This is a genomic window from Promicromonospora sp. NPDC019610 (genome assembly GCF_044389365.1).
Lineage (GTDB): Bacteria > Actinomycetota > Actinomycetes > Actinomycetales > Cellulomonadaceae > Promicromonospora.
Window position 1 is genome coordinate 1645996 of sequence record NZ_JBIRXX010000002.1, and the last position, 12759, is coordinate 1658754.

At 72.7% G+C, this 12759-nt stretch carries 10 protein-coding genes; 6 read left to right on the forward strand and 4 right to left on the reverse strand.

Annotated features, from left to right (window positions below; genetic code table 11):
* The 3 genes from ACH45N_RS19055 to ACH45N_RS19065 all read left to right on the forward strand — a co-directional run bounded on the left by ACH45N_RS19055 (window position 1) and on the right by ACH45N_RS19065 (window position 5396).
* Window positions 1-2163, forward strand: coding sequence for a 3-hydroxyacyl-CoA dehydrogenase NAD-binding domain-containing protein (locus tag ACH45N_RS19055; RefSeq protein WP_397396661.1), 2163 nt, complete (start codon window positions 1-3; stop codon window positions 2161-2163).
* A gap of 79 nt (window positions 2164-2242) precedes the next feature.
* Window positions 2243-4012 carry a potassium channel family protein gene (locus tag ACH45N_RS19060; protein ID WP_397396663.1) on the forward strand — a complete coding sequence of 590 codons (1770 nt, stop codon included), beginning with the start codon at window positions 2243-2245 and terminating at the stop codon, window positions 4010-4012.
* 49 nt (window positions 4013-4061) lie between these two features.
* On the forward strand, window positions 4062-5396 hold the full coding sequence (locus ACH45N_RS19065) for an APC family permease (protein ID WP_397396665.1): 1335 nt from the start codon (window positions 4062-4064) through the stop codon (window positions 5394-5396).
* Here the strand turns inward: ACH45N_RS19065 and ACH45N_RS19070 are convergent.
* Window positions 5341-6771 carry a PLP-dependent aminotransferase family protein gene (locus ACH45N_RS19070; RefSeq protein WP_397396667.1) on the reverse strand — a complete coding sequence of 477 codons (1431 nt, stop codon included), beginning with the start codon at window positions 6769-6771 and terminating at the stop codon, window positions 5341-5343. The two genes, ACH45N_RS19065 and ACH45N_RS19070, sit on opposite strands and share 56 nt — an antisense overlap.
* Before the next feature lie 104 nt (window positions 6772-6875).
* On the opposite strand from ACH45N_RS19070, the gene ACH45N_RS19075 reads away from it, so the two are divergent.
* Both ACH45N_RS19075 and ACH45N_RS19080 read left to right on the forward strand, forming a co-directional pair.
* Entirely contained in the window at window positions 6876-8606 is a 1731-nt protein-coding gene (locus ACH45N_RS19075) for a hypothetical protein (protein ID WP_397396669.1), read from the forward strand.
* A 90-nt stretch (window positions 8607-8696) separates the two neighbouring features.
* Window positions 8697-9329: a metallophosphoesterase gene (locus tag ACH45N_RS19080; protein ID WP_397396671.1), complete on the forward strand. Its 633-nt coding sequence runs from the start codon at window positions 8697-8699 to the stop codon at window positions 9327-9329.
* Window positions 9330-9449: 120 nt separating this feature from the next.
* Here ACH45N_RS19080 and ACH45N_RS19085 read toward each other — a convergent pair whose 3' ends face one another.
* Window positions 9450-9680: a helix-turn-helix domain-containing protein gene (locus tag ACH45N_RS19085; RefSeq protein WP_397396673.1), complete on the reverse strand. Its 231-nt coding sequence runs from the start codon at window positions 9678-9680 to the stop codon at window positions 9450-9452.
* Between the two features lie 569 nt (window positions 9681-10249).
* Between ACH45N_RS19085 and ACH45N_RS19090 the strand changes: the two genes are divergently transcribed.
* Window positions 10250-10978 (forward strand): class I SAM-dependent methyltransferase, encoded by a 729-nt coding sequence (locus ACH45N_RS19090; RefSeq protein ID WP_397396675.1) that lies wholly within the window; start codon window positions 10250-10252, stop codon window positions 10976-10978.
* Window positions 10979-11025: 47 nt separating this feature from the next.
* Here ACH45N_RS19090 and ACH45N_RS19095 read toward each other — a convergent pair whose 3' ends face one another.
* Window positions 11026-11778 (reverse strand): metallophosphoesterase family protein, encoded by a 753-nt coding sequence (locus ACH45N_RS19095; protein WP_397396677.1) that lies wholly within the window; start codon window positions 11776-11778, stop codon window positions 11026-11028.
* Window positions 11779-11839: 61 nt separating this feature from the next.
* The gene (locus ACH45N_RS19100) at window positions 11840-12496 is read right to left on the reverse strand and encodes a hypothetical protein (RefSeq protein WP_397396679.1); all 657 of its coding nucleotides are present in this window, start codon (window positions 12494-12496) and stop codon (window positions 11840-11842) included.
* Window positions 12497-12759 lie beyond the last annotated feature (263 nt).

The following is a 12759-nucleotide window of genomic DNA, read 5'->3' on the forward strand; positions in this document are numbered from 1 at the left end:
GTGCCTGAGACCACCACCCCCAACGCTCCGGCGGAGCGCGTCACCCACTCGCTCGTCCGTGACGTCACCCTGCCCGGCGGCGCCGGCGTCCTCGCGCTGGTCACGCTGGACAACGGCCTGGACCACACCAAGCCGAACACGCTCGGGCCGGCCGGCATGGCCGAGCTCAGGGCAGCCCTGGAGGTCGTCCGCACCCGCGCCGAGGCCGGCGAGCTCGCCGCCGTCGGCGTCACCGGCAAGCCGTACTTCCTCGCCGCGGGCGCCGACCTCAAGGGCGTCACCTCCCTGAACGGCCACGCCGAGGCCGTCGAGCTGGGCCGCATGGGCCACGCCGCGTACACGATCCTGGGCGACCTGCGGGCCACCACGGGCGTGCCGACGTTCGCGTTCGTCAACGGCCTCGCGCTCGGCGGTGGCCTCGAGGTCGCCCTGAACTGTGACTACCGCACCGTGGCGTCCGACGCCGCCGCGCTCGGCCTGCCGGAGACCGGCATCGGCCTGGTGCCCGGCTGGGGCGGCGCCTACCTGGTGCCGCGCCTGGTCGGCGTGGAGAAGGCCGTCGAGGTCATCCTGACCCGCCCGGCCGCCAACAAGCCCTTCAAGCCCGCCGAGGCCCTCAAGATCGGCCTGGTCGACGCGCAGTTCGACGCCGCCGACTTCCTGGAGCAGTCCATCATCTGGGCCGCCAAGGTGGTCACGGGCGAGATCGAGGTGCCCCGCCGGGAGCTCGACCCCCAGCCCGTGTGGGACGCCGTCGTCGGCGCCGCGAAGGCCCAGCTCGACGCCGTGGTCGGTACCTCGCGCCCGGCCCCGGGCCGCGCGCTGGAGCTGATCGCCGCCGCCCGCAACGCCTCGAAGGCGGACGCGTTCGCGGCCGAGGACGAGGCCCTCGCGGACCTGATCATGTCCGACGAGATGCGCGCCAGCATCTACGCGTTCAACCTGGTGGGCGCCGGCAAGAAGCCGGTGGGCGCGCCGGACCCGCAGCTCGCGCGGCCGGTCACCAAGGTCGGCGTGGTGGGCGCCGGCCTGATGGCCGCCCAGATGGCATTCCTCTTCGCCCAGCGCCTCGGCGTGCCCGTCGTCATGCGCGACCTCGACCAGGAGCGCGTGGACAAGGGCCTGTCCTTCGTCCGCGAGACGGCCGAGAAGCTGGCCGGGCGCGGGCGCCTGACGCCGGAGGCCGCCACCCGCATCGTCGCCTCGGTCTCGGGCACGACGGACCTCGGCGAGTTCGCCTCGTGCGACTTCGTGATCGAGGCCGTCACCGAGGTGATGGGGCTCAAGAAGAAGGTGTTCGCCGAGCTGGAGGGCGTCATCGCCCCCGAGACCATCCTGGCGACCAACACCTCGGCGCTGTCCGTCACCGAGATGGCGGCCGACCTGGCCCACCCGGAGCGCGTGGTCGGCATCCACTTCTTCAACCCCGTGGCCCAGATGCCGCTGGTCGAGGTGATCAACGCCGACAAGACGTCGCAGGAGGCCCTGGCCACGGCGTTCGCGATCACCAAGAAGCTGCGCAAGACCGCGGTGCTGTCGGGCGACCGCCCGGGCTTCGTCGTCAACCGCCTGCTGCTGCTGGTGATGGGCAAGGTCATGGACGCCATCGAGAACGGCACGCCCGTCGACGTCGCGGACCGCGCGCTCGCGCCGCTCGGCTTCCCCATGCCGACGTTCGAGCTGCTGGACCTGGTCGGCCCCGCCGTCGGCCTGCACGTGCTCACCTCGCTGCGCGAGGACCTGGGCGACCGCATCCCGGCCTCCCCCGGGCTGCAGAAGCTCGTGGCCGACGGCACCCGCGTGGTGCTCGACGCGCCCGCCAAGGGCCTGCCCAAGCCCGTCGACCCGGCCATCCAGGCCGTGTTCGGCGAGGCCCTCGTCGCGGGCGGGACCGGCCGCCACGGCGAGGTCGTGCTCGACGGCGACGGCGTGCTCGACGCGGTGCTCACCACCCTGACCACCGAGATCGGCCTCATGCTCGAGGAGGGCGTGGTGCCCGGGCCGCAGCAGATCGACCTCGCCATGATCCTCGGCGCCGGCTGGGGCTTCCACACGGGCGGCATCACGCCGTACCTGGACCGCACCGGCTACAGCGAGAAGGTCCTGGGCCGGCGCTTCCTGCCGGACGGCGTGGCGAACGTGCCCCTCTCCTCGCAGGGCTGAGCAGGACCACCGGGACCCTCCGGTACCGGCGCGCACGGTGTGCGCCCGGTGTCGGAGGGTCCCGCTACGCTCTGCGACCATGACAGCCGCCGGACCGGTCACGCGCGCGCACTACGTCGTCGTCGGCGACGGTCCCCTCGCCTTCCGCCTCACCCGGGCGCTGAGCACCCGCTTCCGGGGTACGGTCACCGTGCTGGTGCCCGACCGCACGTCGCGGTACGCCCAGGAGATGGCCGTGCTCGACGGCGTGGACGTCCTCGGGGCCGAGCGCGTCGACGAGAAGGCCCTCCGGGCGGCGGGCGCCGACCGGGCCGCCGCGGCCGCTCTCGTGGACCAGGACGACGGCGGCAACGTGGCCCTCGCGCTCCTGCTGCGCGAGACCTGGCCCGCGCTGCACGTCGTGGTGCGCATCTTCGACGAGTCGCTGGGCCGGCACCTGGAGCACGACCGCTGCACGGTCCTGTCGTCGTCGGCGTTCGCCGCGCCCGAGATCGTGGGCGCGGCGCTGCGGCGCCAGGTGCGGCTGCCGGTGCGGCACCGGCGTCTGGTCACCGTCTCGGACGAGGAGCCGTCCCTGCCCACCCGCATGGTCCTGTTCGCGACCGACGGGGCCGACACGGTGGTGGCCCTGCCGAGCGAGGGCGAGCTGGCGGCGCTCACGCCCAAGGTGCTCCTGGCGGACGCCGGCGAGGACGACGTGCTGCCGGAGGTCCGGGCGGAGCTGGAGCCCGACGAGGACGAGGTCGACCCGCACCGGCGCCGCCGCTTCGGCGAGTACCTGCGGACCCTGGCGCTCACGTCCGGGCGGAACCTCCTGCTCGCCGCAGGGGTGCTCCTGGTGGTGGTGCTCGTCGGGGCCGTGACCATCAAGCTGGCCACCGGCGCCTCGCTGCTGGGGGCCCTGTACGAGGCGGTGCTGCCCTCCCTGGCCGGCAGCGACCCCGACCACGACGCGCACCCGGTCGTGAAGGTCACGCAGGTGGCGCTGACGGTCGTGAGCGTCGCCGTCATCCCCTGGGTCACGGGTGTGGTGGTCGACGGCGTGGTGCGCACCCAGCGACTGCTCGACACCGGCTCCCCGCTGCACGCGATGTCCGACCACGTGGTCGTCGTCGGCATGGGTGACCTCGGCACCCGCATCGTGCGCTCCCTGGACCGGCGCGGCGTGCCGGTGATCGCGGTCGACGTCGACGAGTCGGCTCGCGGCATCGCCGTGGCGCGCGCCCGGGACGTGCCGGTGGTGATCGGCGACGCCCGGCGGGCCACGACCCTGCGCGGCGCGTACGTCGGGGCCGCGCAGGCGATCGTCGTGGTCACGAGCGGCGGCGCCACGACCATCGGGATCAGCTTCGCGGCCCGCTCGATCCCCCGGGCGAAGGACGCGCCGGCGAGCCTGCGCACCGTCCTGCGGGTGTTCGACCGGGACCTGGCCCGGCGGATCCGGCGCGAGATCCCGGACTCGGTGGGGCTCAGCTCGTCGTTCCTGGCCGCGCCGTCCTTCGCGGCCGCGATGATCGGCCAGGAGGTCAAGGCCACCATCCCGTACCGGGACCGCGTGCTCGTGCTCGCCGAGATCCTGGTCGAGCGGGGCAGCGCCCTCGACGGGGCGCACAGCAGCGACGTCACCTTCGACGAGGCCGACGCGACCCGCAGCCGCCTGCTGGCGTTCGACTCGGTGACCCACTCGAGCGGCGGCGGCGGGCGCATGTTCGAACCCTCGCAGGGCCGGCCGCTGAACCCGGGCGACCGCGTGTTCGTCATCGCGACCACGACGGGTCTGCTCCGCCTGCGCGACCTGGCGCGCGCCCCGGCGGGTCTGGCCCCGGCGACGAGCGGACTGAACGACTGACCCGATATCGGACCGTTCGCCGGTCCACCGCGCGCCTAGGGTCGAGACCATGCAGAACGGTCTCAGCGTCCCCCAGGGCGCGGCGCTCACCCTCGGCGCCATGCTCGGCACCGGCGTCATCTCGCTCCCGGCCCTCGCCGCCGGCGTGGCCGGTCCGGCCTCGCTCGTGGCGTGGGCGGGGCTCGTGCTCCTCTCGATCCCGCTCGCCACGACGTTCGCCGCCCTCGGTGCTCGCCACCCCGACGGCGGCGGCGTGGCCACCTACGCCCGGCTCGCGTTCGGCGAGCGGGCGTCCACGATGGTCGGCTGGGCGTTCTACGCGACCATCGGCGTGGGCGCGCCCGCCGCGGCGGGCTTCGCGGGCGCCTACGTCGCGGACGCCACCGGCGGCGGGGCCGGCACCGCCCTGGTCACGACGGTGGCCATCATCGCGGTGTGCGCCGTCATGAACTGGTTCGACCTGCGCGTCTCCGGCACGGCGCAGCTCGTCATCGCGGGCTCGGTGGCGCTGCTGCTGGCCGTGGCCGTGGTGGTGGCGCTGCCGCACGCGCAGCCGGGCAACCTCACGCCGTTCGCCCCGCACGGGTGGGGCGCGGTCGGCTCCGCGGCGGCGCTGCTGGTCTGGGCGTTCGCCGGCTGGGAGATCCTGGGCTCGCTTTCCGCGGAGTACCGGCACCCGTCCCGGGACATCCCGCGGGCCACGGCCGTCGCCGTGGCCGTGGTCGGCGTGCTGTACCTCGGCGTCGCGTTCGCCACGGTCGCGGTGCTCGGGCCCGCCCCGGGCCCCGCGCCGCTGTCCGACCTGCTGGTGCTCGGGTTCGGCGAGCACGCCCGGCCGGTCACCACGGTGGTGGCGGTGCTGCTGACCGTGGGCGCCATCAACGTCTACTTCGCGGGCGGCAGCCGGATGGGGGCGGCCCTCGCGCGGGACGGTGCCCTGCCGGGCTGGCTCGCCGGCGCCCCGGGCCGCACCCCGCGGCGTTCCCTGGCCCTCATCACGGTCGTCGCGCTCGGCACGACGGCGGTGCTCGCCGCGACGCACCAGTCCACCGACGCGATCCTGCTCATGGCGACCGCGACGTTCTCCCTGCTCTACGTGGTGGGGACCGCGGCGGCGCTGCGGCTGCTGCCCCGCTGGGGCGCGGCCTGGTGGTGCGCGGCCGTGTCCCTGGTGGCCGCGCTCGGCCTGCTCGTGATGACCGGCGCCCACATGACCGGGCCCGTGGTCGCCGCCCTCGGGGGGCTCGCCTGGACCGCCTGGCGCCGGCGCCGGGCGCGCACCGCCGTGGCCGTCCCGGTGCCCGCCGCTACGGCTGTCGACGCGCCCGTCACGGCTCCAGCAGGCGACCCAGAGCCTGGATGCCTGGCCGGATCGAGCTCGTGACCGCCGCGCCGATGCCGAGCACGAGGCCGTCCCGGTGGGGACCGGTCGCGAAGGAGGCCAGCGAGTCCAGGGCGACGGACTTCCGCCGGACGCGGGTCACCAGCGCGGTCGAGGTCAGCGGGGCGGCGTCGGCGAGGTAGGCCGCGACGTGCAGCCCCGCCGCGGCGGGGACGGGCTCGACCGGCAGCCCGGCCAGCGCGTCCAGGAGGATCTCGGTCCGCTCGGCGTAGACCGCGGACGCCTTGCGGACGTGCCGGGCGAGCAGGCCGTCGTCGATGAGGCGCGCGAGCGCGCCCTGAACGTGCACGGCCCCGTGCCCGTCGGTGAGCTGGCGCGCGGCGAGCAGCGCCTCGCACAGCGACGGCGGCGCCACCAGGTAGCCCACGCGCAGGCCCGGCAGCAGCGACTTCGAGAAGGTGCCCACGTAGATCACCCGGCCGTCCCGGTCCAGGGCCTGCAGGGACTCGAGCGGACGGCGGGCGCGGCGGAACTCGCTGTCGTAGTCGTCCTCGACCACCGCGGCGTCGTGCCGCGCGGCGTGCGCCAGGAGGGCGCGGCGCCGGGCGAGCGACAGCGGCATGCCGAGCGGGAACTGGTGCGACGGCGTGGTGTAGACCAGCCGCGCACGCGCGGGGATCTTGTCGACGACCAGGCCCTCTTCGTCGACCGGCACGGGCACCACCCGGGCCCCGTGCAGCGCGAACAGCTCCCGCGCCTCGGGATACCCCGGGTCCTCGACGGCGACGACGTCCCCCGGTTCGAGCAGCACCCGCGCCACCAGGTCGAGCGCCTGCTGGGCGCCGGTCGTGGCGAGGACGTCGTCGGGCCCGGCGCTGACCCCGCGGGCCCCCGACACGTAGCGGGCCACGGCCGCGCGGAACCGGGGCAGGCCCGCCGGGCCGCCGTAGGAGCCCGCCGCGGCCCCGCCCGCGCGGGACTCGGCCGCCAGCAGCCGCCGCCACGTGTCGAACGGGAAGAGGCTCGCGTCCGGGATGCCCACGCGGAAGTCGTGGGCGGGCGCCGGCACGTCGCCGCTGGCGGGCTGCACGGTCCACCGCCAGCCCGCGCGCGGCCGCAGCACACCGGGGCTGCGCCGCCGGGCGGGCACCGCGTCGCGCGCGGCCGCGGTCGCGAACGTCCCGGCGCCCGTTCGCGTCTCCAGGAAGCCCTCCGCGACGAGCCGCTCGTACGCCGTGGCGACGCTGGCGCGCGAGACGCCGAGGTCCTGCGCGAGGTCGCGGGTCGACGGCAGCCGCTCCCCCGCCGGCACGCGGCCCGTGGTGAGCGCGGCGTGCAGGGCGCGGTAGATCGCGTCGGTACGTCCGGTGCGGTTGCTGAGATCGACGGCGAGGTCCACCTGCCGATCATGGCTCATCCGACGAGCCTGCTCGTCACAGTTCGGACTCAGCGAACAAATCACCCGGCCAACCAGGCGTTTTCGGGCTTTTCGCCCGGCCGTCGGCCCTAGCATCCCGGCGTATGAGCACCGATACCGCACCGGGGAGGGCCTCGGACGAGGAACCGTCCGGCGCGACGTCCGACGAGCCCGACGCGACCGACGCGACCGACGCGACCGACGACACCGTCTCCGAGCTGCTGACCGAGGCGGCGGCGCGGGCTGCCGTCCCGGGTGCGGCGCCGGCCCCGGCCTCGTCCGCCGCGGCGTCCGAGACGCCCTCCGGCACGACGTCCGAAGGGACGCCCGAGGGGTCGCCCGGGGCGGACGAGCCCGGCGGCCCGACCGGGGCGCCCGACGCGTCCGCGGACCCGGGCGACCTGCCGCCGTCGGCCCGGCCGCTGACCGCCGCCCTGCTCAACCTGAGCGGACTCGGGCTGGGCTACCTGCACCTGCGGGCGTGGGTCCGCCTGGTGGTCGCGCTGGCGGCGACCGCGGGGCTCGCCTGGGTGGCGCTGCCGATCGGGCGCGACCCGATCGCCGTCTGGTGGGCGGTGGGTTACGTGGGCGCGCTCGCCGTGCTCGCGCTGGACGCCGCCCTCCTCGCCCGACGGCGGGCACGGCACGCGACCCGACGCCGGACCGTCTGGTCGCCGCGCGTCGCCGGCCGGGTCGCGTGGGCGACGCTCGCCGTCGTGCCGCTGCTGTTCGCCGGCTACGTGGTGACGCAGCACGAGGTGCTGGAGGAGTACCTCGCCTACGACCTCGACCAGGCCCACGAGAGCCTGCAGGGGGCCGGCTCGGTGTTCGGGCCGTTCCGGGACGAGTACGACGCCGCGTATGCGACGTACGTGCGGACGGCGGACGAGTACCCCGGCACCCGCGCCGCCGACCGGGTCCCCGGGCTCGTCGACGACCTGTACGCGCAGGCCAAGGGCGAGGACGCGTGCAACGCGCTGACCGTGGTGCGGCACTACGCCGAGCCGGGCACCCCCGGGCCGCTGCAGCGCGTCGCCGAGGCCGACATGCCGGGCGCCCTGCACGACTGCGGCCTGCGCTCTGCCGACCTCGGCCAGTTCCCCACCGCGAAGAAGCACCTCACCGAGCTCCTGACCGACCACCCGGTCAGCGACCCGGCCGCCGCGCTGCCCGGCGACCTCGAGAAGTGGCGCGACGGGCTGCTCAAGGACCTGGCCGGCAAGGACGGCTGCGACGACACGGTCCACGTGACGGGGTCGACGGGCTTTCTCGCCGGCTTCGACTCGGGCAAGGTCAGCGCCCTGGCGGACAAGGCGCGCACGCAGGTGCCGGCCGGGCTGCTGAGGTGCGGCGTGCAGCAGCTCGAGCGCAGGCAGTACGCGGCGTCGGCCCAGAACCTGGCCGGGCTGCTCGAGTCGTACCCGAGGGCCAAGGAGGCCGACTACGCCGAGCGGGTCCAGATCGCCGCGAGCATCGCCCTGGTGGACCCCAGGGCGGGCGTCAAGGTGCCGGCCCGCGACGAGCCCGAGGGCACGATCACGCTGACCGTCTACAACTACAGCCCCGACGAGTTCGAGATGGTCTACACCGGTCCCGCGACCGGCGTGGTCGAGATCGAGGCGTGCGACGACTGCGAGTACGTCCCGGAGGGCGAGGACCCCGAGTGCAGCGCCTACTCGCTGACGCACCCGAGCACGACGGTCACCCTCCCGAAGGGCGACTACATCACGGCCACCCGCTCGGACGGCATCGTGCAGGGCTGGCTCGGCAACGAGGTCGACAAGGTGAGCTTCACCGCCAGCGGCGGGTTCTGCACCTGGACGTATGACCACTGACCGCTGACCGCTGACGAGCGGACCCGCCGGTCCCGTGGCGCCGAATAGGAGTTCCCTCGGCGGCACGGGACCGGTTGAATACGTTCCGACATGACTACGTACTACACGTCCGACCTGCACTTCGGACATCTCAACATCATCCGGTTCTGCGACCGCCCGTTCCCCGGCGTGGGCGCCATGGACGCCCGGCTCGTACAGCTCTGGAACGAGACCGTCACCGACGACGACACCGTGTGGGTGCTGGGCGACGTCGCCCTGGGCGCCCTCGACGAGTCCCTCGCCAACATCGGGCGGCTCGCGGGACGCAAGATCCTGGTGCCGGGCAACCACGACCGCTGCTGGGCGGGCGACCGCTCCCTGCGCACGGGCGAGCCCGAGGCGCGCGAGCGGCGTCGGACCAAGGAACGCGAGCGCTACCTGGCGGCCGGCTTCGCCGAGATCCACGACCGGCCGGGGCCGGTCACGGCGGACGGCCACACGTTCGAGCTGTCCCACTTCCCCTTCGAGGGCGACTCGCACGGCGCGGACCGGTTCGTCGAGTACCGGCTCGCGGACCGCGGCGGCTGGGTGGTGCACGGCCACGTGCACGACACCTGGCGGCAGCGGGGCCGGCAGATCAACGTCGGCGTCGACGCATGGGGCGGGCGGCCGGTCGCGGCCGCCACGATCGCGGACCTGATCGCCGAGGGGCCACGCGACCTGGAGCCGCTGGCCTGGACATGACAAGAGCGCACGTTCGCAGGTGATGAACGTGCGCTCAGGCGTCAGGTGCGTGGGGCCGCAGGTTCGCGGAGCACGCACTGCGTCAGCGGACACGCCAGGGCGTCGTCCGCCACGCGGGGGTCATGCGGATACGAGAGACTCCGTGTCGCGGTGCTCCCGGTCGAACTTGTACGACTCGATCTCCGCGGCGCTGAACATCAGGTCTGCACCGACCATGTGGTAGTCGATCTCACCGGCCTCGAGAAGGTCGATGACGTGCAGCTTCGAGACTCCCAGCAACCGCGCGGCTTCGAGCGTGGTGAGGTCCTCGTGCGGACTGTCGGCTTGGGTTTCCAATGTGATCTCGTTCACACGACCAGTCTTGCGCGTCCCGAGGCCCCGAGTCCAGTCGAATCGGTGCGGGTTTCGATATTGGGTGGTGATTCTTTTCTCCCCAGTCGGAAGATGTCCGGAAATCCGCGCCACGTTCGCCTTTCGGACATACCGGTCATTGAAAGTGCAGAACGAACTTCAGCGGCTCCACGGCCGCGCTACAGGCTCGCCGTGAGGGATTGCCGGTAACGAAATTTCACCCTGTCGGCTTTTGGTGAAACAGACCAAGCCACACGCATTACTTCGCGTGAGGATCCCGTGGTCACTGTGTATCCATCAGTAGCACCGGCGCCGCCAGCGACGCCCTCTTCCCTTGAAAATGCAGGTCAGAGGCATGCGCGCCGGTCTCCACCGCATTCACCTGTGAACACGGAGAATACCTTCAGTTCAATGGCATTCTCGGGCTGGCACTTCTCGGACCGCACATGGCAGGATCCAGCCATCTCGCTCCGAACGGACCGCGCCGAACAGACCGTTCTTTATGAACAGCTTCGAAAGCAGGCCGTCCCCAGCGGAGTCTTTGGTAGGAAGAGCGGTCAGGAGCACCCATGCCTGTCGAAGTGATTCTGCTCTCGGAGCACGAGTCCCATGTCCAAGCCATGAACCAAGCCGCGTACGAGGTCCACGTCGACCACTACCGGGATCGTGCCCCGGACCGCTTCGTCGGCGCCGACACGTGGCTCCTGCCGATCCTGACCACGCTGAGCGACCGTCCCGGCACGCGGGCGCTCGACGTCGGCTGCGCGGTCGGGACCAACTCCCTCTATCTCGCCAAGCAGGGTTACGAAGTCACCGGGCTCGACTTCAGCCCGCTGATGATCAGTGCCGCCCGCGCAACGTCGAGAGACACCGGCCTCGACAACCGGCCCACCTTCGTCCGCCACGACTTCTGCACCTGGGTCCCCGAGGACCCGCTGTTCGACCTCGTGCTGGCCACGGCCTTCGTCCATCTCTTCCCAGATCCGCTGGACGGCGCGATCACCGACGCTCTCCTGGCGCACGTGCGGCCCGGGGGGTGCGCGGTCATCTCCACGACGGTCGAGGCGTACGACTCACAGGGGCCCCGAGCCAAGGACGACGAGGGTCCAGGCCCCGGCCGGCCGCTCAGTGACGTGCGCTGGCGCAACCACTACACCCAGGACTCGTTCCACGGCCTGGTCCGACGGGTCTCCAGGAGCCGTCGAGGCGAGACATGGGCGATCGAGGAGCACGTGTCGCCGGACCCGGGACGGCCTGAGAAGCTCTGGTCGGACCTCGTGGCGACCAGGACCGGCTGACCCGACGGCGGTTCGTGGTCATCCCGGGACCCGTCGTGGTGCCGCCCTCACGCCCGGGACGGTTGCCTGCCGCGGTAGAGCGCCGTCCGGAGCTCGACGGCGTACGGCTCGAGCTCCGGCATGCCGAGCCTGGTCGCCGTCGAGATCTCCGACTCGACGTCGTACGGCACGCGGACGATCTGCATCCCGAACGGCGCCGGGCTGCTCTCCGCGATCGACCCTTCGAGCACGACGTAGCTCGGCACCGGCTCGTCCAGCGGGTTGCCGACGCTCCCGACGTTGAACAAGGTCCGGCCGTCGGCGACCTCGACGAACGTCTCGTGGATGTCGCCGTAGCCGACCATGGAGGGGACCGGTCCAGCCCCCGTCATCGGCGTGTTGGCGAACATGCCGTCGAACTCGTCCACCGTGTGATGCGCATGGACCCGTACGTGCGGGCTGGTCGCCGACGCGTGGAACAGCCGGATGTGACGCCCGCTGATCAACAGGTCGTGGCTCAGGGGAAGGGCCCGGAGCCAGTCGCGCTGGTCCGCTCGCAGCTCGTCGCGCCACCAGGCCATCGCCGGCGACGACTCGTCGACCAGGACAGGGAGGAAGTCGTCCCAGTTTCCGCGGACGTTGACGTCACAGGCACTCTCGCACCGATCCACGACCTGGCTGCCCCGTGGACCCTTGCCGACGAAGTCGCCAAGATTGATGATCTGGTCGACGCCGCGCCGTTCGATGTCGTCGAGCACCGCGTCGAGCGCGGTCAGATTTCCGTGGACGTCGCTGATCAGGGCCACTCGGTCCAGAGACATCACTGGATCGTGCCACATCAACCCGGCAGGGACAGCACGCCGTCGACGCGTCGGGCGGCGTTCACCTCGCTCCGGCGCCTGCGAGCTGGTAGCCCAGCAGGCGGTCGAGCTCCCCCAAGATGTGCGACACGTAGGGCCGGTTGCCCCGCGGCCCCTCGAACCCGGAGGCGACGAGGCGTATCCACGCCGACCGGCGGCGGAACACGTGGAACTCCATGTAGCCCTTCGGTTCGTCCGACCAGGGGTCCGCGATCGTCGCGCTGTGCTGGACCCACGCCCGGTAGGTGTGCAGGCGCACCACTCCCTCAGCGCCTTCGGCGCCGAGCCGCCGCTCCAGCGACCTGATCGTCAGGTACGCCCTCTCCACGCGGTCGGCGAAGGCGGACTCGTCGTAGAAGTCGTCCATCAGCGCGCGGAACCGCCGCTGGGTACGCAACCAGTGCGGGTCAACCATCACGAAGTCCACGTGCACACCACGCCGCGTCGCCTCGACGATGAGGTCGACATCCCTCGTGACCGCGGTGAGCCCGACGCCGAAGCACACCACACGCTCCCTCGCGGCACTCCAGACGTCGTGGACGTCCGACTCCCGGCTGTAGTCCCCGCCGACCGCCTCGATGCCACGCATGCGGCGCCGGTCCGCCTCGAGCCGACGGGATGACTCGACCAGCTCACGGTAGACCCAGAGCGGTGCCACGACGATGACCACGGCGGTCATGCAGTAGACGATGACTTCCGCTGCAACCTCAGGAACGACGTCCGGGACGAAGGTCAGAGCGAGGTTGGATGCAACACCCAGCGCCACCACGACCAGACCGCCCTGGGCCAACCGCCCGTCGCCCCTCACCGTCCAGGCTTTCCGTGCCGCATGTGGACCACCCCAGCATCTCCGCGAGCCGCGCACCTGCTGGCGTCACAGCTCCCGGCGCCAGGGCCGCCAGGATAGGGCAATGAATTAGTAAAGTCTAGCCGTTTTCGGAC

What these genes read in the sequence shown, in the direction of transcription:
- ACH45N_RS19060 (WP_397396663.1), top strand. Translation starts at nt 2,243, where the DNA reads ATGACAGCCGCCGGACCGGTCACGCGCGCGCACTACGTCGTCGTCGGC.
- ACH45N_RS19065 (WP_397396665.1), top strand. Translation starts at nt 4,062, where the DNA reads ATGCAGAACGGTCTCAGCGTCCCCCAGGGCGCGGCGCTCACCCTCGGC.
- ACH45N_RS19070 (WP_397396667.1), bottom strand. Translation starts at nt 6,771, where the DNA reads ATGAGCCATGATCGGCAGGTGGACCTCGCCGTCGATCTCAGCAACCGC.
- ACH45N_RS19075 (WP_397396669.1), top strand. Translation starts at nt 6,876, where the DNA reads ATGAGCACCGATACCGCACCGGGGAGGGCCTCGGACGAGGAACCGTCC.
- ACH45N_RS19080 (WP_397396671.1), top strand. Translation starts at nt 8,697, where the DNA reads ATGACTACGTACTACACGTCCGACCTGCACTTCGGACATCTCAACATC.
- ACH45N_RS19090 (WP_397396675.1), top strand. Translation starts at nt 10,250, where the DNA reads ATGCCTGTCGAAGTGATTCTGCTCTCGGAGCACGAGTCCCATGTCCAA.
- ACH45N_RS19095 (WP_397396677.1), bottom strand. Translation starts at nt 11,778, where the DNA reads ATGTCTCTGGACCGAGTGGCCCTGATCAGCGACGTCCACGGAAATCTG.
- ACH45N_RS19100 (WP_397396679.1), bottom strand. Translation starts at nt 12,496, where the DNA reads ATGACCGCCGTGGTCATCGTCGTGGCACCGCTCTGGGTCTACCGTGAG.